Source organism: Hamadaea sp. NPDC051192, from assembly GCF_040682475.1.
GTDB classification, from domain to species: Bacteria; Actinomycetota; Actinomycetes; order Mycobacteriales; family Micromonosporaceae; genus Hamadaea; species Hamadaea flava.
Window position 1 is genome coordinate 1 of the sequence record NZ_JBFBAZ010000021.1, and the last position, 22,377, is coordinate 22,377.

Sequence of the window (22,377 nt, forward strand, 5' to 3'; positions counted from 1 at the left end):
GGCCGTTCACCAGCCGGCGGTCAGCGGTGCCCGCGCCGCGCGGACCGACCACCGGCGCGGCGTGCGAGCCGCCTTCCCGCGCAGCGCCCACGCCTGCCACCGGAGCGTCAGGCCAGGACGTCGTCGGCGTCCACGATGGTGTAGGCGTACCCCTGCTCGGCGAGGAAGCGCTGCCGGTGGGCGGCGTACTCGGTGTCGATGGTGTCGCGGGAGACGACCGTGTAGAAGTGCGCCTGACGCCCGTCGGCCTTCGGGCGCAGCACCCGGCCGAGCCGCTGGGCCTCCTCCTGCCTGGACCCGAAAGTGCCGGAGACCTGGATCGCCACGGCCGCCTCGGGCAGGTCGATGGAGAAGTTGCCCACTTTGGACAGCACGAGCGTACGCAGGCTGCCTGAGCGGAACTCGTCCAGCAGCCGCTCCCGTTCCTTGTTCGTGGTGCTCCCCTCGAGGATGGGCGCGTCGAGGTACTCCCCGAGCTGGTGGAGCTGGTCGAGGTAGGCCCCGATCACGAGCACCTGCTCGTCGGGGTGGCGCTCGACGAGCGCCTGCACCACGGGCAGCTTCGTCCGGGCGGTCGACGCCATGCGATAGCGCTCTTCCGCCTCCCCCATCGCGTACGCCATCCGCTCCTCGTCGGTGAGCGTGACGCGTACCTCGATGCACTCGGCAGGGGCGATCCAGCCTTGCGCCTCGATGTCCTTCCAGGGCGCGTCGTAGCGCTTGGGGCCGATGAGGCTGAAGACGTCGCCCTCCTTGCCGTCCTCCCGGACGAGGGTGGCGGTCAGCCCGAGGCGGCGCCGGGCCTGGAGGTCGGCGGTGAATCGGAAGATCGGCGCGGGCAGCAGGTGGACCTCGTCGTAGACGATGAGTCCCCAGTCCCGGGCGTCGAACACGTTGAGGTGCGGGAAGGTGCCGCCCCGACGCATCGTGAGCACCTGGTACGTGGCGATGGTGACCGGCCGGATCTCCTTGCGTTCGCCGGAGTACTCGCCGATCTCCTCCTCGGTGAGCGAGGTCCGGGCGAGCAGCTCACGCTTCCACTGCCGGGCCGCGACCGTGTTCGTCACCAGGATCAGGGTGGTCGCCTTGGCCGAAGCCATCGCCGCCGCGCCGACCAGCGTCTTACCTGCGCCACACGGGAGGACGACGACGCCGGAGCCGCCCGCCTCGAAGTGCTCGACCGCCTCCTTCTGGTACGAGCGCAGACTCCAGCCGTCCAGCGCGAGGTCGATGTCGTGCGCCTCGCCGTCGACGTAGCCGGCCAGGTCCTCGGCCGGCCAGCCCAGCTTGAGCAGGGCCTGCTTGAGGCGGCCTCGTTCGGACGGATGCACCGCGATGGTGTCGGCGTCGAGCTGCGTACCGAGCATGCCGGCGAGCTTCTTCGACTTCGCCACCTCGACGAGCACGGCCCGGTCCAGACCCCGCAGGACCAGTCCGTGCGCCGGGTCGTTGGCCAGCTGCAGGCGACCGTACCGGTCCATCGTCTCGGCGACGTCGACCAGCAGCGCGTGCGGAACGGGGTACCGCGAGTACTTCAGGAGCGCGTCGACGACCTGCTCGGCGTCGTGGCCGGCGGCGCGGGCGTTCCACAGGCCCAGCGGGGTCAGGCGGTAGGTGTGCACGTGCTCAGGTGAGCGTTCCAGCTCGGCGAAGGGCGCGATGACGGCCCGGCAGGCCGCCGCGTCCGGATGATCGACCTCCAGCAGCAGCGTCTTGTCGGACTGGACGATCAGCGGGCCGCTCGACATGAACTCACCTCGATGCAGTAAGGGGCGACCCTCCAGTCTGACACGGGTCGCCTGCTCACCGGCAGTCCCGGCCGGGTGAGGCGTGACGTGACGCTCCTCCGCTCGGTTACGGTGCCCCCGCCGAACGGTCGAATTGGCGGCTGACTCGCAACCTCCCCCTCGACCCTGTGCGTCCCTCGTGTGGAAGAAGCCGTCGGCCAGACGGCCGGCAGGCCGGCGGCATGAGCGTTCGGGGGAGTCCAACGGGGGCGAACGCAGTGCCGCCGGCAGCCGTTTCTCCACTGCCTGACCCGTGGCCGGAACTGCCTGACCCGTGGCCGGAAACTGTCTGACCCGGAGCCGGAAGTGGCCGGGGTCACCTCGCTAGTCGGAGCGGCTGCGGGCGAGCGCGCTCACGATGGAGACGAGGAGCAGCAGGAGCAGTCCGCTGCCGATCGCCTCACCGGCCGCGTCGAGCATCATCCGGTCGAGCACCAGCCAGGCGAAGAAGAACCAGGCGGTGAGGCCGAACGCGGTGAGGGCCACCGCGACCTGGGCCCCACGTGACAGACCGGTACGCGAACCGGCCGGCGTCTCCGCCTCCACTGACTCGCCCTCCGGGCCCGGCTCGGCGGTCATCTCGGTCCCTCCCGCGCTCACCTGTGTCACTGTTCCAGGGTGCCATCCCCCTGGGAATTATGAGGGTTTTTCTGGATCTTCGCCCGAATTGGCGCGCGACCTCGCTCGGAGCGCGCCGATGACGGAAAGCAAGATCAAAACCCCGAAGAGCACGCCGAACGCCTCGTTCACGGCGTCCCCGAACGGCTCCCCCCGGACGAGCCAGGCAAGCACGAGCCAGCCCGCCGCGCAGACCACGGCGACGGCGGCGGTGACCGCCAGGGAAAGCCGCGCGCGCTTCTCCATTTCCTGAGGGTGGACCGTCGAAGTCTCGATCAACCATCCTCCGAATGGTTTGCCAGGAAACTCACATTCGGCTCTCTTTCCCTTCTGGACGCTCTTGTCTACTCTCAGCCTGCAACCGGACGCGCCCCCGCATACGTCTGATCGGTCAAGACGTGGTTCCGGAGCACTGGGGAGGGCTTCATGAGAAGAAACCGCGCGGTCGCCGTCATCGCGGGGGCGGCCGCAGCGTTGTTCGCACTGACCGCATGCCAGCCTGATTCGCAGGCCGGCGGCGGTTCGCCGACCCTGGCGCCGGTCGCGGAGACCAGCGCCGTCGCGTCGCCGAGTGCGAGCCCGAGCGTCACCGCGAGCCCGAGTCCGACACCGACCAAGACGACGACGCCGACCAAGACCACCACGACGTCGAGCTGCCAGCAGGGTCCGCGCCAGAAAGAGGTCGAGACCGCCCTGGCCAAGCTCGGGACGTGGGGTCCGATCGTCGTCGACGGGCACCAGACCGACGCCGACTGCGCGACCATCAAGAAGTTCCAGAAGCGGTTCGGCATCTCGCCCGCCAACGGACGGGCCGGGGACACCACGGCCAGCGTCGCCAAGCGGCTGGCCGCCACCGACCCCGCCAAGTGCCAGGCCGGCACCGGGCTGGTGGCCTGCGTCGACCTCACCCACCAGACGACCTACATCATGAAGGGTGGCAAGGTCATCTGGGGGCCGACCGTCACGCGTACGGGGATGGCCGGATATGCGACGCCGTCGGGCTGGTTCAAGATCTTCGACCGCTCGCCGAAGCACTGGTCCAACCCGTACAAGGTCTGGCTGCCGTCCTGGCAGCAGTTCTACAACGGCGACGGCTTCCACGAGACGACCACCTACATCCACAACACGGGGATCGGCTCGCACGGCTGCGTCAACCTGCTGAAGGTGGACGCGCAGAAGTACTACGCGACGCTCGGCTACGGCTCCAAGGTTCACCTGTACGGCCGCCGGCCGGGAACCTGAGCGCGCGCGGCCCGCAGCTGGCGATCGAATGGGTACGGTTGAGCGACGATGACCACCTCATTCACCGACCGGCTGCGGGCCCTCTCCGACGAGGCGCTCGGTGAGCTGCTGCGTGCCCGCCCGGATCTGATCACACCGGTGCCGCCGGATCTCGCCGCGCTGGCGGCTCGCGCGCAGACCCGGCTGTCGCTGGCCCGAGTGGTCGAGCGGCTCGACCGGTTCACCCTGGAAATCCTCGACGCCGCCCGGCTGACCCGCAGCGACGACGGCTACACCTCCATGGACGCCATCGTGGCGCTGGCCGCGGTGCCCTCCGGCGGGCCGGAGCCGGCCCGGGTTCGGGAAGCCGTGCACGCCCTCCAGAAACTCCTCCTGCTCTACGGGCCCGAGGAGGAACTGCGACTCACCGGTGCGATCGATGAAGTGCTTTCGGCGTACCCGGCGGGACTAGGGAGACCAGCGGCGGAACTCGACCCGGCCGCGGACGCGCTCGCCGCGGATCCGGCCCGTCTGCGCCGCACGCTCCTCGCCGCCCCGCCCTCGGCCCGCGCGGTCCTGGACCGGCTGGCCGAGGGGCCGCCGGTGGGCACGTTCAGCGAGCCGCCCACGGCCGTGCTCGAACTTCTCGAGCAACACCTCCTGGTACGCCTGGACGACCAGACGGTCGAGCTGCCCCGCGAGTTGGGCCTGTTGCTGCGGCGGGACCAGGGTCCGCTGGGTCGCCTGCATCCGCAGCCGCCGGAGTTGCCGGCCGGGACGCGACCGCAGGCGACGATCGACCGGGCCGGGGCCGGGCAGGCGATGACGGTCGTGCGCGAGGCCGAAGCGGTCCTGGAGGCGCTGGCCGCCGAGCCGATCAGCATCCTGCGCGGCGGTGGGCTCGGGGTGCTGCCGTTGCGGCGTCTGGCGAAGGCCGCCGAGCTGCCGGAGCCGACGGCCGCGCTGCTGGTCGAAGTGGTCGCCGCGGCCGGGCTGATCGGCGAGACCGAGACGGAATACCTGCCCGCCGCCGGCTATGACGGCTGGCGGGACAAGCCGCTGGCGCAGCGGTGGACCCAGCTCGCCCAGGCGTGGCTGAACATGCCTCGGCAGCCGTCGCTGATCGGGCTGCGCGACGAACGCGACCGGCCGATCACGGCGCTCGCCCCGGAAGCCGAACGGGCGGGGATGCCGGGACTGCGCCGCGAACTGCTCGGCTCGCTGCCGCTCGGCACGGCACCGTCCGAACAGGATGTGCTGGATCTGCTCGGGTGGCGTACGCCGATCCGCGTGCGTGGTCGTGAGGCGGTCTATTCGGCCGTGCTGGCGGAGGCGGCGAGCCTGGGCGTGACCGGGTTCGGCGGGTTGACCGCCTTCGGCGCGCTGCTCATCGACGACGGCGAGAACCCGGAGGACGACCCGTTGGGCCGCCGCCCGGGGGCCGACCGGCCTCGGGAGGAGAGCCCGGCCTCGCTCGCGCTCGGGGCGTTGCTGCCCCCGCCGGTCGACCATCTGATGGTTCAGGCCGACCTCACCGTGGTGGTGCCCGGCCCGCCCGAACCGCAGCTCGCCGCCGAACTCGACATGGTCGCCGACCACGAGTCGGGCGGTGGCGCGGTCGTCTACCGGGTCACCCGGGACTCCGTCCGGCGGGCGCTCGACGCCGGGTACGCCGCAGCCGACCTGCACACGTTGTTCGGCAAACGATCGCGTACGCCGGTGCCGCAGGCGCTCACCTATCTCATCGACGACATCTCGCGTACGCACGGCGGGCTGCGTACCGGGGCGGCCGGGTCCTATCTGCGCAGCGACGACGAGGCGCTGATCGCCTCCGCACTGGCCGACCGAAGGCTGTCGGGGCTGTCGTTGCGCCGGCTCGCCCCGACGGTCCTGATCACGCTGTCGCCCCCGGGTCGGCTGCTGGCCGCCCTGCGCGAAGCCGGCTACACCCCGGTGCCGGAGGACCCGACGGGCGCTGTCGTGCTGAGCAAGCCCAAGGTACGCCGTGCGCCGGCCCGAGCCGTCGTAGCGCCGCCGATCGACCCCGCGAGCGGGCTGACCCGGCCGCGGTTGCTCGGCATCGTCGAACATCTGCGGCACGGCGACGCCGCTGCGCGCGCGGCCAAGCGCGCCCCGTTAGCCGTACGCGCGGCCACCGGTGGCACAGTCGACGGCATCACCGCCGTTCAGGCGCACAGCGACGCGCTAGCCGTTCTGCAGCAGGCGGTCCGGGACAAGGCGCGGGTGTGGGTCGGCTACGTCGACGCCCACGGCACGACCAACTCACGGCTGGTCCGGCCGGTCTCCATCGGCGCCGGTTACCTGCGCGCGGAAGACGAGCGTACGCAGACGATCCACACGTTCGCGTTGTCGCGGGTGACGGCGGCCGTCCCCGAAACGTGATACGTGCAGATCACGGTTACGCAGGCTCACTTCGGTGAGGAAGCCTGCGTGACCGTGATCTGCACGCGGAGAAAGCGCGTGGAGAGAGCGTCAGAGTTCGAGTTCGCGGGCGACCGCGTGCAGCGCCTCACCGATCTTCTGCGCCGTCTTGCGGTCCGGGTGCCGGCCGCGCTTCAAGTCGGGCAGGATCTTCGCCTCGAGCACCTTGATCATGTCCTCGATGAGCGTGTTCAGCTCGTCCGGCGTACGCCGCTTCGCCTCAGCCTGCGCCTGCACCAGCGACGGCGGAGCCTCCAGCAGCTTCACGCCCATCGCCTGCGCGCCCTTGCGGCCCTCGATGATCCCGAACTCGATCTTCTGGCCGCCCTTGAGTTCGGCGACCCCACCAGGGAGAGCGGTCTTGGGCAGGAAGACGTCGCCGCCCTCGTCGCTGGTGACGAAGCCGTAGCCCTTCTGGGCGTCGTACCACTTGACCCGACCGGTAGGCACCGTTGATCCCTGCTTCCCATCCCTGTGCGGCCACGTCGTGACCCGTCGTCGCGCCGCGGCAATGCGGCCCGGTTAAGGCTATCGAGCGAGATCGTCCAGCCCAACAGCAATACCGGGGGTGAGTCCGGCTTTCTCCGAACGGTTCAGGAGTTCGCGGACGGCCGCGTAGCCCGCCGGGCCGAGATCCTCGGTGAACTCGTTGACATACAACGAGATGTGTTGATCGACGACGGCCTGCTCCATTTCCTGCGCGTGGGCGAGGACGTAGTCCCGGCTGTCCGCGGGACGCGCCCAGGCGTGCCGGACCGACGCCCGGATCCACTCCGTGGCCGCTCGCGGGTCGACGACACCGCGCTTGGCCAAGATGGCCCCGAGCGGAATCGGCGACCCGGTGTCGGATTCCCACCATTCGCCAAGATCCACCAATTGCGACAGTCCATAGCGCGGATAGGTGAACCGGGCCTCGTGGATGACCAGACCCGCGTCGAACCGTCCGGCCGCGACGCCCGGCATGATCTCGTGGAACGGGACCACCACGATCTCCGCGGGCCGCTGCCCGCTCTGCTCGGCCCACAGTCGCATCAACAGGTACGCAGTAGTCCGTTCCCCGGGCACGGCGACCGTCTTGCCGTCGATCCCTGCTTCTTCGAGGGTGAGCAGAAGTGGGCCACAGCCCCGGCCGAGCGCGCCGCCGCAGGGCAGCAACTCGTACTGGTCCAGCAGCCAGGGCAGCGCGGCGTAGGAGACTTTGACCAGGTCGAACCGGCCGTCGAGGGCGGCCGTATTCGTCACGTCGACGTCGGCGAACGTCACGTCGAACTCGGGCGCGCCCGGCACCAGACCGTGCGTCAGCGCGTGGAAGACGAAGGTGTCGTTCGGGCAGGGCGAGTACGCGATCTTCATAGTGCTTCCAGGCTATCCCCGATCGTGGCGGCGGCACCCGTCAGCGCCTGGAGAGCGGCGCCGATCTGCCATGCCGCCCGATCCCGGGGGCCGATCGCGTTGGAGATGGCCCTGATCTCGGCGTACGCGACGCCGCAGGTCGCGGCGGCCGCCGCCACACCGGCGCCCTCCATCGCCTCGGCTGCCGCGTGCGGATAGCGGAGCCGCAGCTCCTGGGCTCGTCCGGCCAACCCGGTGACGGTCGACACGGTGAGCACGTCGCCGGAGACGGCGTCGCGCAGTCGCCCGCGCAGCAGCGCGTGCAGCGCTGGATCCACTTCGGAGACGGCCCGGCCGAAGCCCAGCTCGTCGATGGTGAGGTAGCCCTCCGGGGACTGCGCGCCCAGATCGGCGGCGATGCTCCGCGTCGCGACGACGAGCCCGCCCAGGTCCACGACGTCGGCGAAGCCACCGGCGATGCCCATGCTGAGGACGCCGCTGTAGGGGTCGCCGGCCGCCTCCGCGAGGGTCAGCAGCCGGGCGGTGGCCGCCGCCGCGTTCGCCGGGCCGACTCCGATCGGGGCGACCACGAGGTCATCGCGTTCGCCCAGCCCTCGGCGTACGGCGTCGGCCTCGACCTCGACCGCCGTCGCGATCAGCACCCGCATCGCGCGCTCCCCTCTGCCCAGCCACGTTGATCATGGACTTCGCACCCTCGACACACCGCCGAGACCACAGTTAACTCCATGATCAACGGGACGGACTGGGTGGGTCGGGGGGTGGGTTGGTGGGGGGGATGGGTGGGGGGTGGGTGGGATGGGTGGGGGGGTGGGGGGTCATTGAGGATGGTCGGTAGACGTGGTAGGAGCCGTCGGGCGAGTCCGGCTCCGCCGGCTTCGGCGGCGACTCGGGTTGCGGCTTCGGCTGGGACTTCGACTTCGACTGCGACTTCGGGGTGGGGCGCGACTGGCGTCCGGCCTCTGGCGCCGGGCGTTGCTTCGGCGGCCTTGCTGTCGGCGTACCAGCCGGCGGAAGCAGGAGGGCCGCGATCAGCGCGACCAGCAGGGCGACCTGAGCCAGCAGCGGCGCGAACAGGCCGCCCACCACGAGCGCCACCAGGACGACCAAGGCGACCGGTACGAGCAGCGCGCCCACGTAGCGCGCGGCGGCCGAGGCGGTCGCGGCCCGGTGGCCCGGCGTGCCCGAGACCGTCCACAGTGCCCGCTCGACGAGGCCGAGCGCGATGAGCGCGGCGGCGGCCGTCTCGGGGGCCAGGTTCAGGGCGACGAGGAGGACGGCCAGCAGGCGGCCCAACTCGACCGCAGCCAGCACGAATCGCGCCCACGTCCGGTCGTGCAGCAGCCAGCCGACCGCGCCGCACGCGGCGAGACCGAGGATGAGCCCGATCAACGCCGGTACGCCAGGCGTGGGAGTGGAGCGCCGCCACCATTCGGCGAGCAGGAGGAGATCGGCCGCGGTCGAATAGAGGGCGATGTTGAGCAGCCGCCCGCTGCCAGGCACGGCCGACGCCGTGGTGGTCCGGATGGAGGCCGCCAGGAGCACCAGGAACCGCAGCCCCCGGAACGCCCGCCGGATCAGCCGGCCCAGCAGCGCCAGTCCGACCGCGATGATGCGCGCGATCTCATTCAGCACTTCGCCTCCCCTCTCCCGCTTCTCCGCCCCCCGCCTCCCGCTGTGGCGCTGGATCAGGGTTCTAGGTCGAATCTTGCATCATGATTCGACGCGGAACCCTGATCCGGCGCTGCAGGAAGCTGTCGGAAGCCGGAGGTGATGGTCAGCGGATGACGATGGGTTCCTCGATGAGCTTGGGCCGGAGCGGTTTGGCCGGGTCGAACCAGGGCGTGCTGGCGTCCCGCTGCGGTTTGGGCTCCCACTTGCGGCCCACCCGGTCCACCCCGATCGGGAAGATCGTGAGCGAGCCGTCCGGCGCGAACCGCATCCGCAGGAAGCCCTTGTAGTCCTCGATCCCCTGCCCGGCGAACAGCTCGTTGAGGTTCACCCGGAAACCGCCGGCGAGGAACAGGTAGAGCGCGACGAGTTCGGTGGCGATGAGCCCGGCGACCGGGCCGTAGATGGCGAACGCGAGCACGCCCGGCCACGGCCACGGCTGGTCGTCGAAGGGCAGTTCGCGCCAGGCGAAGTAGCCGGCGTACCCGAGCAGGATGTGCGCTATGCCGTGGGCGAGGCCGAGGAGGACGGGTATCCGGCGGAGCATGCCGTGCGAGAGGCCGACCGCGAAGAACAGCGATCCGGCCAGCATCAGGCCGATCATCAGGAACGCCGGGAAGCTCAACAGCTGATGCGCCTTGCCCTTGAGCGAGAGCAGGAACAGCGTGTGGATGATGCCGAGGAAGGTCGCGAAGCCCGGGTTGCGCCAGGGCAGCCGCGGGAAGATGCCGACCGACAGCGCCCGCGACCTCGACTTGCTCGGATAGGTCTTGCGCAGCGTGAACGACTGCTGCTGGGTGTCGATGGCGAAAGGGCGCCGCGGCGGGACCGTGATCTTCGACGGCAGCCCATGCGTCGCATACAGGTACGCCCCACCGCTGCCGCAGGTGATGAGCTGTTCCTCGCTCGACTCCGCCTCGGCGTACCGGGCGTAGTGGTGCAGGTCGCCCGAGACCATGAGCTTGACCTTGGCCCCCGTCGGCTCGATCAGCTTCCGCCGGAAGTAGCCGAGAGTGTCATAGCCCCGGGGGTGCTCGAGCGTCTGCACCCAGGACGGCTGCGGGAACGCGATGATCACCTTGTCGTCCGGGCCGAGCAGGTTGGCGACGCTCCGGAAGTAGTCGAGCTGCGGATCGTCCAGGTACGCCTCACCCTGCACGTCGACCGCGAGCAGCCACCAGTTGTGCGGCAGCTTCAACGCGAAGTAGCTCCGCGTCTGCTTGGTCTGCCAGGCACCGACGTGGCCCCCTTCGCGGCGGGCGAACAGCCGCAGGAAGGCGGTCAGGCCGTCGTACCAGTCGTGGTTGCCGGGCAGCGCGAACGCCGACGGCGGCGTCTCACCCGGCTCGGGCGTCGAGTACGCGGCCAGGTACGGCCCGACCATCCGGTCCTCGTACTCCTGACCGCTGGCAGTCGGGTAGACCTGGTCGCCGCCCATGACGAGCACCTGGCCCCGGGGCAGCTCGGTCAGCACCAGGTCGTCCTGGTGGTCGTCGGTGGTGTTGACCCGCAACGACTTCTGCGACAGCAGCCAGGCCATCGAGTAGGTGGCGTTGAACCCGTCGCCGAGGTCGGAGATGTAGTCGAGCCACAGCTCCTCGTCCTCGGCGTGGTCGTCGTAGATCTTCGTCGGGAAGGCGCCCTGCAGCTCGCGCTTGTCGAGGTACGCCCCGAACTGCTCGGCGAAGGCGACGCGTACGCCGGTGACGGCGAGCAGCACCGGGCCGAGCCACGGCACCGGCTCCTTGGGCGTGAACCCCAGCTCGGTCGGCTCCATCGAGGTCGGACGGTGCTGCGGAAGCATCGCGAACTGGACCGTCGGCTCGCTGCCCGGGTCCACACCGGACTCCGGAGCCGGGGTGCCCGGACCGCCGACCGGCGGACCCTCGAACGCCGACGCCGGGGACTGCTCCGGAATGCCTTGTCCCGTTTGCTGCTGGGGGTTCGTCACAGCCGTGCAGCCTAGCGTCCATCGCACAGTTTCGCTGTCGGCCCTTCGGGCCTTTGCCGCCCAGCGTGCTCTTCACCGAGCAGATCGCGGATCTGCATGCCGCCCGGGCGGGTTTCAGGCTGCGTATCCGTGATCTGCCGGGCGAGCCGTCAGGAGGAGGCTTGGTAGCGGTCCTCGAAGAGCTTGCGCGATCCGCAGACGGACGCCTTCGGGCACACCCGGCGTGATCCGTCCGCGTCGAGGCGTACGACGACGGAGTCGCGCGGCACGGAATGGGCGACCACCTTGCCGTCGCCCTCGTCGGTGGTGACCCGCTCGCCGACCGCCGGGGCGCTCGCCTGGAAGTCCTGGTAGAGCGGGTGCTCGTACTTGAGGCAGCACATCAGCCGCCCGCAGGCGCCGGAGATCCGCAGCGGGTTGAGCGGCAGGTCCTGATCCTTGGCCATCCGGATGGTGACCGGTTCGAAGTCGGTGAGGAAGGTGGCGCAGCACAGGTCGCGCCCGCACGATCCGATCCCTCCCTGTACGCGAGCCGAATCGCGCGCGGAGAGCTGCCGCAGCTCCACCCGGCATTTGAGGGTCGCCCCGAGATCGCGTACGAGCGAGCGGAAGTCGACCCGGTGCGGCGCGGTGAAGTAGATCGTGGTCTGCGGGGAGGAGCCGTCGACGTGGTCGACCGCGACGACCTTCATCGGCAGCTGGTGCTCCCGGATGAGCTTGCGGGCGGCGACCTGCGCCTCCGCCTTGCGCGCCCGGAGCTGCTTGTCGCGGTCGAGATCGTCGTCGCCGGCGAGCCCGAGCATCTTGGGGAAGCCGGAGGTGTCGTCGGAGACCCACTGCGCGGCCCACACACACTCGGCGACCTCGGGGCCGTCATCCGTCGGGACCAGGACTTTCTGCCCGACCTGCGGCTGGAACTCGCCGGGGTCGAGGTAGAAGAGCCGACCGTACTGGTTGAACGTGACCGCGCAGAGCATGCCCATCCCGCCACTCTAGGACCATCGGCGGAACGGCGCACCACCCGTACCTATTCGTACCATTCGTCGTTAGCCAAATGCGGGTAGTGCCCGACAAACGCGTCACCGTTCGGCGGACGCGTTCGTTGGGCCCGGCATGCTGCCTCCCCGACGCTTCCGCTTGCTCTCGTCCGGTCTGCTGGCGCTCTTCGCCGCCGTGCCGGTCGTCCTGCCGGGATCCGCTGCCGCCGCGAGCTGCGCGCCGATGGCGTACGCCGCCGAGTCGTCCGCCGACCTGGTCCGGCTCACCGCTCTCGACCTGCGGCCGCTGGGCGTACCGGTCGGGCCGGTCGCCGAACTCGCCCTCGCGTCCAGTCGCTCCACGATGGACGCCCGCAAGCCCGTCGCCGCCCGGGCCGCCGCGCGCTACGTCGAGGTCGGCGTCGTCGGGCTCAAACTCTCACCGCTCTTCCTCGGCAGCGCGGTCAGCCAGCAGGCTCCGCCCACGCACGCCGGTCCGGCCGGCTACAACGCGCTCAGCCAGGACGCGGGCGTCGCGAAGGTGGGCACCGGCGACCTGTCGGCCCACGCCACCTGGGCGGACCGGATGGCCTGCGGCCGGCAGACGGGTCCGGCAGGGGTCAGCTCGGCGGCCGTCGCCGACCTCAGCGTGCTCCCGAGTTCCTCCTCCGCTTTGGTACGCGTACCGCGCAACCTGTCCAGCCAGGCGGTGACCGGGCTGCGGACGGCCGGCGGGCGGACGGCGTCGGTCGCGGCGGCCGAGGTCGAGCTGACCGATCTGCGGCTGCTCAACGGGGCGGTGGCCGTGAAGGTCCTCAAGCCGCCGACACTGACCGCCACCGCGACCGGCTCCGCGCGTACGTCGAGTGTGGAGTATTCGAACCCGCTGCTGGAGATCTCCGGCTCCGGCGTACCCACGCAGCGGCTGAGCACTCCGGCGAAGCACGTCGACGTGGTGCTCCCCGCCACCGGCGGCGACCCGCTCGGCACCCTGCTGCGGGGGCTCGACGTGCCGCTGCTGAACTCACTCGTCGGCAACGTCCACGTCGAAGGCCTTACCGAAAATCTTCAGGTGCCCGGCCCCGAGACGTACGCCCTGCTCCGCATCTCGCTCGGCGCGCTCGACAAGTCGATCACCGACGCCGCGGTCGAGGCGGAAGCCGCCTCCCTGCGGATCCAGCTGATCCTCTGCGGCCCGGACCAGGCTCAGGTGACCGTGCTCGACCTGGCGGTCGGGCTGCTGCGGACCTCGGCCACGGCCCCGAACGTCCCGGTGGTCTCCTCGCCGACCCCGTCGACGTCGCCCTCGGCGGCGACCAGCGTCAGCCCGGCGCCCAGCACGAGCCCGGCCGGCTGCGGCGGACCCGGCTGCGGCGGACCCGGGACGCTCCCCCAGACCGGGATGGGCCCGGTCGCGTACGTGGTCGGGGCGGGTGTGCTGCTGGCCCTGCTCGGGCGGCTGATGATCCTGCTGGCCCGACGGCGCTCCGTCTGACGCGTACCGCACCGGACGCCGCCGCTCTCGCGGGAGCGGCGGCGTCCGTGCGTTCGAGAACGGTTGCTACAGGTCGACGCGGGTGATGCCGCCGGTCGACGGACCGAAGTCCGGGCCGGGCCGGAACGGCAGCGCGGCCAGCCGCGTCTCCCAGGTCTCCCGCAGTTCCTCGCCCGCCTTGCAGATCTCCTCGACCTCTTCCAGGACGAGCGCGCCGATCGTGGCGGCGGCCAGCCCGACCTCGATCGGGTCCAGCCCGGTGACGACGCTGATCGCCTCGGCCGACTTCATGACCAGCGCCAGCCGCATCGCCAGGGAGACGCGGCTCTCCGCGATCCACCCCTCCACGTCGTCCAGGTACGCCCCGAAGTCGTCGAGCCGGGCGCCGAGCGACGTGTCGGGATCGGCGATGTGCCGCCGGTGTGCCGACCATTGCGAGAAGTACGCCGCCCCGGCGTCGCCCTCCCAGTTGACGCCCACACGATCCACGGTGGAGACCGCTTCGACGAGGCGGTCGGTCAGCGCGCGGACGTCGTCGCCGGGCAGTTGCATGGGGCGCAGGCCGACCACCGCTTGCACCGCCGGACCGGGCAGGCTGCCGACCCAGCGCAGCAGCGGCCACACCTGGTGACCGGGCGGCGCGCCGTGGCGGCCCAACGCGGCGTCGACCCGCTGGAGCAGGTCTGCGGCGGGGCCGGCGATCTTGTCCAGAGCGTCCATCAGAGGCCCCAGTCCGGATGATCCCCGAAGGTCTGCTCCCGGCGGGCGTCGTCGCGGACGGTGTCCTCGGCGGTGGCATAGTTCGCCCCGGCTTCGCGTACGCCCTCGGCGAGCCGGTCGAGCCGCCGGGCGGCACCGGTCGTCTCGTCATAGCGGTTCTGGAACGCGTCGGCGCACTGACGGCGCAGGTCACGGCCGATGTCGCCGAGCCGGCCGGGCGCCGCGGCCAGGTCGTTGAACGGGGTCACCTCATGCCGGGCCAGTTCCGCCGGGATGTCAGCGATCTGCTCGGCGGCGCGCTCCAGCGCGTCGGCGAGCTTGGCGAGTCCGCTCATGACGGGCCTCCCAGGCGCGGGTAGTCCCCGAAGACCTCTTGGTGGAGGCGGCGACGCGCCCAGTCGGCCGCGTCCTTGGCGGCGTGGAGCGCGGCTTGGATCGACCGGTTGATCTCGGCCGAGGTCTGACTGCGAAGGGCACCTACGATGGCCACGTTCCGCACCCCTCCCTCACCCGCCACGACCACTTCGATGAGACCGTCGGGCGAGCGGACGCTCACCTCTATCGCGGAGAGCGACCGCTGGAACTCGGCCTGCCGATCCTCGATACGCCGGTAAGCGGTGACCGCCTCCTCGATCCACGCCTCGTCGATCTCCCGCACGTCGCCGAGGCTACCGGCGCTTCCACAGCCCCGGTAGTCCCTGTGGATAACGAGGCAATCCCTGTGGACAACTCTGTGGATAACTCGCCGGGAAATGTATCGGGCGTCAGCCGCGCCAGAGCGCGAGCATCATCGCCTCGACGGCGATCTTGGGCTTGACGTTGGTGTCGATCGCCTCGCGGCAGGCCAGCACGGCCTCCAGCCGGCGCAGCGTCGACTCCGGCCGCCACTTCGCCGCCGCCGCCCGGGTGACCTGGTCGACGTCGGTGTGTATCGGCGCGACCGCCGCGCCGAACTGCGCGTTCAGCACGTCCCGGTAGAACCCCGCGAGGTCCATCAGAGCCCGGTCCAACGCGTCGCGCTGCGCCCTCGTCGCCCGCGACTTCTGCCGCTTCTCCAGCTCCTTGAGCTGCCCGGCGCTGCCCCGGGCCGCGCCCGCCGCGCCCTTGCCCGTTCCGCCCGCGCCCAGCGCCATCTCCAGCGCGCTGCGCTCGGCCGCGTCCACCGCCGCCACCGCGTCCACCGCTTCGGCCTCGGCCGCCTCGATCAGCGAGGCCGCCGCGTCGAAACACGCGCCGACCGTGGTCAGCTGCCGGGGCACCGCCAGTACCGCGTCCCGCCGGGTCCGCGCGTGCGAGTCCGCGGCCAACCGGCGCGCCCGGCCGACATGTCCCTGCGCGGCCGCGGCAGCCCAGGCCGCGACATCAGCTGGTACGCCGTCCCGCCGGGTGAGCAACGAAGCCACCGCGTCGGCTCCCGGCTGACGCAGCGGGACGAGACGGCACCGCGACCGGATCGTCACGGAGATGTCGTCCGGATGCGTCGACGGCGCGCAGAGCAGGAACACCGTCCGATCCGGTGGCTCCTCGACCGCCTTGAGCAGGGCGTTGCCCGCCGCCTCGGTGAGCCGGTCGGCGTCCGCCACCACCAGCACCTGCCACCGGCCCGCCGTGGGGGCGCTCGCCGCCCGCAGGACCAGTTCCCGCATCTGCGCGACCGGGATGCTCAACCCGTCCGGGACGACGAATCGCACGTCGGAATGCGTACCGGCGAGGACGGTGTGGCAGCCCGAGCACTCGCCGCAGCCCACCCCACCGCGTACGCATTGCAGCGCCGCCGCGAAGGCCCGGGCCGCCGTCGACCGGCCGGAGCCGGCCGGGCCGGTGAACAGCCACGAATGCGTCATCACCCCGGGCGGGGACGGCTGACCGCGCAGAATCAGGTCGGCCGCCGCCGACGCAGCCCGCAGCGTCTCGACCGCCTCCGGCTGGCCGACCAGGTCATCGAAGACGTCGCCCGTCATCGGTGCGCTGACTGCACTTCTGGCGGCTCAGCGCGAGCGCTTCCCCGGCGAGTCGCGAGTTCGGCGGTCACCTCGGCCCGGTCGAGCGATCCGGTCGACCGAAAGGTGGGCGGCTCCGCGTCCCCCTGCCCAGCCGAACGGCTCTTGTCGGCCTCGTGGAACGGCGGCAGCATGCGGTCGACCTTCTCCGCGACGGCTTCGCCGACCCGGTCGACCGGCAGCGTGGCGTCGACGACCAGGTATCGGCGCGGTTCAGCGTCGGCCAGGCTGAGGAAGGCGTGCCGGACCCGGTCGTGGAACGAGATCGCCTCGCTCTCCAGCCGGTCGTGGCCGTCGCCTCGCTCGGCGACCCGGTCGAGCCCGATCCGCGGGTCGATGTCGAGCAGCACGGTCAGCTCCGGGGTGAGTCCCTCGGTCGCCCACGACGACAGCCAGGCGACCTGGTCGGCGTCCAGCGTCCGCCCCGCGCCCTGATAGGCGAGCGAACTGTCCACGTAGCGGTCGCTGATGACCACCACACCTCGGTCGAGCGCTGGGCGTACCACTGAATCGACGTGATGCGCGCGGTCCGCCGCGTAGAGCAGAGCCTCGGCCCGAGGGCCGAGCGCGGACAGCGAGCCTTCCGGCGAGTGGGTCTCCAGCAGCAGTTCCCGGATGCGCGCACCCTCGGGCGTGGCGCCGGGCTCGCGCGTGACGAGCACCTCGCGCCCCTGTTCCCGCAGGTGACTCGCGAGCAGCTCGATCTGGGTGCTCTTGCCCGCACCCTCGCCGCCCTCGAAGACGATGAACATCCCGCTGGCCGCGCTGTCGCCGAGCAGGCCGAGCGGTCGTCCGCGCATCGAGGCCCAGATGTCGCGGAGCAGCGGTACGCCGGGCTTGTCGTCCATCTGGCGCAGGGCCCAGTAGCCGGCCAGGGTGCCGCAGATGCCCGCGATGAAGAGCAGTACGCGCGTAGAGGAGATCGGGACGGTCGTGCCGCCGATCGAGAGCTCAGGCGAGCCGCCCGCCCCCACCAGTACGCCGGACAACGCGATCGCGAGCATGAGCACGACCCGGACCGAGGTCTGGACGAAGGCGAAGACGCGGCCGCGGACCTCGTCCTCGACCTCGCCGCCGAGCAGCGTCGTCCCGGAGAGGAAGGCCATGCCCGCCCCGGCCCCGACGAGCAGGGTGCCGACGGCGGCGATGCTGAGGTGCGGCGCGAGCGCCAGCGCGGCGACCGACAGGGCGGCCAGCATGATCGACAGGCCGAACCAACGACGCCGGGACAGCTGGCCGATCAGGCGCGGGCCGAGCGCGATGCCGACCCCGAGGCCGATGAAGATCAGGCCGAACAGCAGGTAGAACGTCGAGTCGCCACCACTGAGCGACCGGGCGTAGAACTGCGCGGTGCCGATCACCAGACCGCCGCAGGCGAACGCGCCCAGGATGCCGAGGACCAGGCCCCGGACCAGGGGCGACCGCGCGATGTAGCGCCAGCCGTCGACGAACTGGCGCAGCGCGCTCTCCTGCGGGACCTCGTGCCGGCCGTCCCGGCCGCTGATCTCGCGGATGCCGAAGAAGACCACGACCGCCGTGGCCAGCCGGGACAGCGCGTTGAAGTACAGCGCGACGGTGGACGCCGTCGTCTCGGGCAGGTCGACGCCGCCCGCGCTGACCGAGTAGTAGAGCTGGTTCAGCCCGGCCAGCCCGAGCGCGGCCAGCACCGGCGTGATCCCGTAGGTCGTGATCAGCGTGAGCTGGTTGGCGTCCTCGAGCTTGCCCCGCGGAATGAGATTCGGGACCGAGGCTTCCTTGGCCGGGATCCAGATCAGGGTGATCGTCTCGATGAGGAAGGTGGCGACCGCCGCCCAGCCGATGGTGACCGTCGAGTTCGTGCTCTGCAGCGCCACCAGCGGGATCGAGGCGAACAGGAAGAACCGCAGGACGTCGCAGATCGCCATCATGTAGCGCCGGTCGAACCGGTCCGCGAGGACGCCCGCCACCGGCCCGAAGACGAGCGCCGGCAGCAGCCGGACCGCGATGACGGAGCCGAACGCCAGACCCTTGGCGGCCGAGCCGCTCACCTGGGCCGAAGCGAAGGTGGCCGTGGCCAGCAGGCCGAGCCAGTCGCCGAGCGAGGCGACCCCGAGGACGATCCACAGCCGCCGGAACGGCCGGATCTTCAGAATGGAGACGTCGCCGGACAGGGCAGCCGGGGCCGCGCCGCGGCCCCCTGGACCGCCTGCGTCAGCCCGCCCACGCGACCGGTTCCCGATGGCAGCCTCCACCTCGCCTGCCCATCGCTGGGCGCCCTGAGATCACTCTAGCCGTGCGGCGCCGAGCGCCCGCGAGAATGAGCACCCTGAAGTTACCCGGATCTCGGGATCGATGTGCGTACCCCTCGAGTCACCCGTCCGCAGGGAGGCCCACCAGGGGCGGAGGATCTCGGTCAGACCTGGCCGACGTGGCGGTGGAGGTACTCCCGGACCAGCGCCTTCGCCTCGACGAGCACGGCGTCGTCACCGTCGGGCTGACGGCGGAACGCGAGCTTGATCAATGCGTCGGCGGCCTCGACCGCGATGACCAGGGCGAACCGCAGCCGCGGCCGGTCGGGCACCGAGTGATAGAGGACCAGCAGCTCAGCGAGGTGGTCGGCGATGACCTCGTTGTTGTCGCGCTCGGCGTCGATGAGGTGGACGTCCACCACGTCGCCGAAGTGCAGCGTACGGAAGCCGGGGACGGTCCGGTGCAGCGTGATGTACTCCTCGATCGCCGCGTCGACGCCGTCCCACCAGTCGTCCAGCTCACCGGCGGGGATCCGCTCGGCCAGCCGGGCCAGGTACGCCTCGACGTTACGCAGCGTGAGAGCCTGCACGATGGCGCGCTTGTCGGGGAAGAACTGGTACACCGACCCGATCGCCACCCCGGCCCGCTCGGCGAGCAGGGTGGTGGTCAGGCCTTCGTAGCCGACCTCGTCGACGAGCTCCGCGCAGGCGTCGAGCATCCGCTGAACCCGGGCCACACTGCGGCCCTGGACCGGTACCCGCCGCAGTGGACGAGTCGTCACGGCTGGTGTTGTCACTCGCCGCTCCTTCGCAACGGCGTCGGCGACCTTCACGACCGCGACGCTGAGACCGAAACTGTAACGCCACTCGGATCAACGAGCCGCCCGGCGTGACGTCTCTGCTACTCAGCCGTCTTCTTCGCCGACGTTGCCTTCTTTGCGGGGGTCTTCTTCGCCGCAGTCTTCTTGGTGGCCTTCTTCGCCGCCCCGGTCTCCTTGCTCGCGGTGGCCTTCTTCGCCGCCGTCGCCTTCGCCGGAGCCGCCTTCTTCGCCGCCGCCTTCTTCGCCGGAGCCGCCTTCTTCGGGGCCGGACCCTTCGCCCGCTTCTCGGAGAGCATCTCCGAGGCCTGCTCCAGGGTCAGGCTCTCCGGGCTCTGGCCCCGCCGCAACGAGGCGTTGAACTCGCCGTCGGTGACGTAGGGCCCGAACCGGCCGTCCTTGATGACCAGCGGCTTCTCGGTCAGCGGGTCGTTGCCCATCTCGCGCAACGGTGGCGCGGCGGCCCGGCGGCCCCGCGTCTTCGGCGCGGCCAGCAGCGCGAGCGCCTGGTCCAGGGTCACCGTGAAGAGCTGATCCTCATTCTCCAGCGACCGCGAGTCCTTCTCCCGCTCGATGTACGGCCCGTAGCGGCCGTTGCGGGCGAAGATCGGCACACCGCTGTCGTCGTTGCCGACCAGCCGCGGCAGGCTGAGCAGCTGCACCGCCTGGTCGAGGGTCAGCGAGTCGGGCGTCTGCGTCTTGAGCAGCGACGAGTTGATCTCGCCGGAGGAGACGTACGGCCCGAACCGGCCGGACTTGATGACCACCGGTTCGCCGGTCTGCGGGTGCTCGCCGAGCTTGCGCTCGCCGCCCCCGCCGAGGAACAGCTCCTCGACCTTCTCCGGGGTCAGCTCGTCCGGGGCCAGCCCCTCCGGGATGGAGACGCGGTCGCCGTCGGCCGCCGACTCGGCGTCCGGGTCGACGTCCGTCGTGCCGCCGCCACCGCCCCGCTGGATGTACGGGCCGTAGCGACCGACCCGGACCACGAGATCCCGGCCCTGGTCGTCGGTGAACAGCGGGATCGAGTTGACCTCGCGGGCGTCGATCTCGCCGAGCTTCTCGGTGACCAGCTTCTTCAGGCCGCCCGCCTGGGCCACCGAGCCTTCGGCCGCGCTCGGCGCGCCGAAGTAGAACGAGGTCAGGAATTCGAGACTGGAGGCGTCGCCGTCGGCGATCTGGTCCAGCTCGTCCTCCATGGCGGCGGTGAAGCCGTAGTCCACCAGGCGCGGGTAGTGCCCCTCCAGCAGGCCCACCACGGCGAACGCCAGGAAGCTCGGGATCAGCGCCTGACCACGCTTGTTGACGTAGCCGCGGTCCTGGATCGTCTGCATGATCGAGGCGTACGTGGAGGGGCGGCCGATGCCCAGCTCCTCCAGCGCCTTGACCAGCGACGCCTCCGTGTAGCGGGCCGGCGGCTGCGTGGTGTGCCCGATCGGGGTCAGCGACTTCTCGGTCAGCTTCTGGTCCTTGACCAGCGGCGGAAGCTTGCTCTCCCCGTCGGTGTCCTCGGTCTCGTCATCGCTGGACTCGACGTAGACCCGCAGGAAGCCGGGCTCGGTGATGGTCGTCCCGGAGGCGGCGAAGTCGGCCTCCTCGCCGGAGGTCGAGATCGCCCGGATGCGGGCGCTCACCGAGTTGCCGATCGCGTCGGTCATCTGCGAGGCCAGGGTCCGCTTCCAGATCAGCTCGTAGAGCTTGAACTCCTCGACCGACAGCTCGCGGGCCACGTCGCCGGGCGTACGGAAGTGCTCGCCGGCGGGCCGGATCGCCTCGTGCGCCTCCTGCGCGTTCTTGACCTTGCCCGTGTAGCGCCGCGCCTGCGGCGGCACGCTGGCCGGACCGTACAGCTCCGCGATCTGGCTGCGGGCCGCGGTCAGCGCCGACTCCGAGAGGTTCACCGAGTCGGTACGCATGTAGGTGATGAAGCCGTTCTCATACAGGCGCTGGGCCGTACGCATCGTCTGCGCCGAGGAGAACCGCAGCTTGCGGGCGGCCTCCTGCTGCAGCGTCGAGGTGATGAACGGCGGGGACGGCTTACGCCGGTAGGGCTTCTCCTCGACCCGGGTGACCGTGAACGGCCGGTCGTCCAGCCGGGCGGCCAGCCCACGGGCGGCCGGCTCGTCGAGGTGGACGACGCCGCCGCGGACCCGGCCGGTGGCCGGGTCGAAGTCCTTGCCGGTCGCGACCCGGTCGCCGTCCAGCGCGATGAGCGTGGCGTTGAAGCTGGCGTGCCCGTTCGCCGAGCCGCTGGTGCTTCCTCCGGAAGCAGCAAGCTCAGCCACGATGTCCCAGTACGTCGCGGAACGGAACGCCATCCGCTGGCGCTCCCGCTCGACCACGATCCGGGTGGCGACCGACTGGACGCGGCCCGCGCTGGTCCCCCGGGCGACCTTCTTCCAGAGCACCTGGGAGACGTCGTAGCCGTAGAGCCGGTCGACGATGCGCCGGGTCTCCTGCGCGTCGACCAGGTCCTTGTCGATCTCGCGGGGGTTGGCCACCGCCGCCTGGATCGCCGGCCGGGTGATCTCGTGGAAGACCATCCGCTTGACGGGGACCTTCGGCTTCAGGGTCTCCGCGAGGTGCCAGGCGATGGCCTCGCCCTCACGGTCCTCGTCTGTCGCGAGGTAGAGCTCGTCGGCATCCTTGAGCAGGGCCTTCAGCTTCGTGACGTGCTTGGCCCGGTCCGGGTTGACGATATATATAGGGGTGAAGCCGTGGTCCACGTCGACGCCCAGGTATGCCCAGGGCTCCTTCTTGTACCGGTCAGGCAGCTGCTTGGACCCGGCCGGGAGATCCCGGATGTGGCCCAGGCTCGCTTCCACGACGTATCCCGGGCCCAGGTAGCCCGAGATCGTCTTCGCCTTCGCCGGCGACTCGACGATGACCAGTCGGTTCTTGGCGGCTGTCGGCACGGCACCTCTCCGCAGTGGCTTGGTCCGCAGGCGGCGTCACTCCGCCTACGGGGTCGGGGCGTTCTCGCCCGCGGATGTCCAAGGTAACGCTCGGCTGAATGCTCCGGTTGCGCACCCCATCGCACCCCATCGACGCGTAGACGATACCTTTCCCGCGGGCACAACGTCGTTGATCATGCATTTTGCC

At 70.9% G+C, this 22,377-nt stretch carries 19 protein-coding genes; 3 read left to right on the forward strand and 16 right to left on the reverse strand.

Annotated features, from left to right (window positions below):
* Window positions 1–107 precede the first annotated feature (107 nt).
* From AB0M47_RS11785 to AB0M47_RS11795, 3 genes are all read right to left on the reverse strand, one after another.
* Window positions 108–1,748, reverse strand: a complete 1,641-nt coding sequence (locus AB0M47_RS11785; RefSeq protein ID WP_253759718.1) for a DNA repair helicase XPB — start codon at window positions 1,746–1,748, stop codon at window positions 108–110.
* Window positions 1,749–2,111: 363 nt separating this feature from the next.
* Window positions 2,112–2,387, reverse strand: a complete 276-nt coding sequence (locus AB0M47_RS11790; protein ID WP_363411955.1) for a hypothetical protein — start codon at window positions 2,385–2,387, stop codon at window positions 2,112–2,114.
* A gap of 36 nt (window positions 2,388–2,423) precedes the next feature.
* Window positions 2,424–2,651 carry a hypothetical protein gene (locus AB0M47_RS11795; protein WP_363411957.1) on the reverse strand — a complete coding sequence of 76 codons (228 nt, stop codon included), beginning with the start codon at window positions 2,649–2,651 and terminating at the stop codon, window positions 2,424–2,426.
* Window positions 2,652–2,831: 180 nt separating this feature from the next.
* Here AB0M47_RS11795 and AB0M47_RS11800 point away from each other — a divergent pair, with 180 nt between their 5' ends.
* Together AB0M47_RS11800 and AB0M47_RS11805 are read left to right on the forward strand one after the other, a co-directional pair.
* Window positions 2,832–3,647: a L,D-transpeptidase gene (locus AB0M47_RS11800; RefSeq protein WP_363411959.1), complete on the forward strand. Its 816-nt coding sequence runs from the start codon at window positions 2,832–2,834 to the stop codon at window positions 3,645–3,647.
* A 48-nt stretch (window positions 3,648–3,695) separates the two neighbouring features.
* Window positions 3,696–6,029, forward strand: coding sequence for a helicase-associated domain-containing protein (locus AB0M47_RS11805; RefSeq protein WP_363411961.1), 2,334 nt, complete (start codon window positions 3,696–3,698; stop codon window positions 6,027–6,029).
* A gap of 90 nt (window positions 6,030–6,119) precedes the next feature.
* On the opposite strand, the gene AB0M47_RS11810 is transcribed toward AB0M47_RS11805, so the two are convergent.
* The 6 genes from AB0M47_RS11810 to ricT all read right to left on the reverse strand — a co-directional run bounded on the left by AB0M47_RS11810 (window position 6,120) and on the right by ricT (window position 12,023).
* Complete coding sequence (locus tag AB0M47_RS11810) at window positions 6,120–6,518, reverse strand: cold shock domain-containing protein (protein WP_253759705.1); 399 nt, start codon at window positions 6,516–6,518, stop codon at window positions 6,120–6,122.
* 78 nt (window positions 6,519–6,596) lie between these two features.
* Window positions 6,597–7,421 carry a 1,4-dihydroxy-6-naphthoate synthase gene (locus AB0M47_RS11815; RefSeq protein ID WP_363411963.1) on the reverse strand — a complete coding sequence of 275 codons (825 nt, stop codon included), beginning with the start codon at window positions 7,419–7,421 and terminating at the stop codon, window positions 6,597–6,599.
* Window positions 7,418–8,068, reverse strand: a complete 651-nt coding sequence (locus AB0M47_RS11820) for a futalosine hydrolase (RefSeq protein WP_363411964.1) — start codon at window positions 8,066–8,068, stop codon at window positions 7,418–7,420. The genes AB0M47_RS11815 and AB0M47_RS11820 overlap by 4 nt, the downstream gene beginning before the upstream one ends.
* Window positions 8,069–8,150: 82 nt before the next feature.
* The gene (locus AB0M47_RS11825; protein ID WP_363411966.1) at window positions 8,151–9,053 is read right to left on the reverse strand and encodes a hypothetical protein; all 903 of its coding nucleotides are present in this window, start codon (window positions 9,051–9,053) and stop codon (window positions 8,151–8,153) included.
* A 142-nt stretch (window positions 9,054–9,195) separates the two neighbouring features.
* On the reverse strand, window positions 9,196–11,040 hold the full coding sequence (locus AB0M47_RS11830) for a metallophosphoesterase (protein WP_363411968.1): 1,845 nt from the start codon (window positions 11,038–11,040) through the stop codon (window positions 9,196–9,198).
* 149 nt (window positions 11,041–11,189) lie between these two features.
* Window positions 11,190–12,023, reverse strand: a complete 834-nt coding sequence (gene ricT / locus AB0M47_RS11835) for a regulatory iron-sulfur-containing complex subunit RicT (protein WP_363411970.1) — start codon at window positions 12,021–12,023, stop codon at window positions 11,190–11,192.
* A gap of 130 nt (window positions 12,024–12,153) precedes the next feature.
* On the opposite strand from ricT, the gene AB0M47_RS11840 reads away from it, so the two are divergent.
* Complete coding sequence (locus AB0M47_RS11840) at window positions 12,154–13,512, forward strand: hypothetical protein (protein ID WP_363411972.1); 1,359 nt, start codon at window positions 12,154–12,156, stop codon at window positions 13,510–13,512.
* 66 nt (window positions 13,513–13,578) lie between these two features.
* Here AB0M47_RS11840 and AB0M47_RS11845 read toward each other — a convergent pair whose 3' ends face one another.
* The 7 genes from AB0M47_RS11845 to topA all read right to left on the reverse strand — a co-directional run bounded on the left by AB0M47_RS11845 (window position 13,579) and on the right by topA (window position 22,190).
* The gene (locus AB0M47_RS11845) at window positions 13,579–14,232 is read right to left on the reverse strand and encodes a hypothetical protein (protein WP_253759689.1); all 654 of its coding nucleotides are present in this window, start codon (window positions 14,230–14,232) and stop codon (window positions 13,579–13,581) included.
* Window positions 14,232–14,567 carry a hypothetical protein gene (locus AB0M47_RS11850; protein WP_363411974.1) on the reverse strand — a complete coding sequence of 112 codons (336 nt, stop codon included), beginning with the start codon at window positions 14,565–14,567 and terminating at the stop codon, window positions 14,232–14,234. Before AB0M47_RS11850 ends, AB0M47_RS11845 begins: the two co-directional genes overlap by 1 nt.
* Entirely contained in the window at window positions 14,564–14,890 is a 327-nt protein-coding gene (locus tag AB0M47_RS11855; RefSeq protein WP_253759685.1) for a YbaB/EbfC family nucleoid-associated protein, read from the reverse strand. The genes AB0M47_RS11850 and AB0M47_RS11855 overlap by 4 nt, the downstream gene beginning before the upstream one ends.
* Window positions 14,891–14,996: 106 nt before the next feature.
* Complete coding sequence (locus AB0M47_RS11860) at window positions 14,997–16,193, reverse strand: DNA polymerase III subunit delta' (RefSeq protein WP_363411976.1); 1,197 nt, start codon at window positions 16,191–16,193, stop codon at window positions 14,997–14,999.
* On the reverse strand, window positions 16,190–18,364 hold the full coding sequence (gene tmk / locus AB0M47_RS11865; RefSeq protein ID WP_363412064.1) for a dTMP kinase: 2,175 nt from the start codon (window positions 18,362–18,364) through the stop codon (window positions 16,190–16,192). Before tmk ends, AB0M47_RS11860 begins: the two co-directional genes overlap by 4 nt.
* 260 nt (window positions 18,365–18,624) lie before the next feature.
* Window positions 18,625–19,257 (reverse strand): TetR/AcrR family transcriptional regulator, encoded by a 633-nt coding sequence (locus AB0M47_RS11870; protein WP_253759681.1) that lies wholly within the window; start codon window positions 19,255–19,257, stop codon window positions 18,625–18,627.
* A gap of 104 nt (window positions 19,258–19,361) precedes the next feature.
* Window positions 19,362–22,190 (reverse strand): type I DNA topoisomerase, encoded by a 2,829-nt coding sequence (topA, locus tag AB0M47_RS11875; RefSeq protein WP_363411978.1) that lies wholly within the window; start codon window positions 22,188–22,190, stop codon window positions 19,362–19,364.
* Window positions 22,191–22,377: the final 187 nt, after the last annotated feature.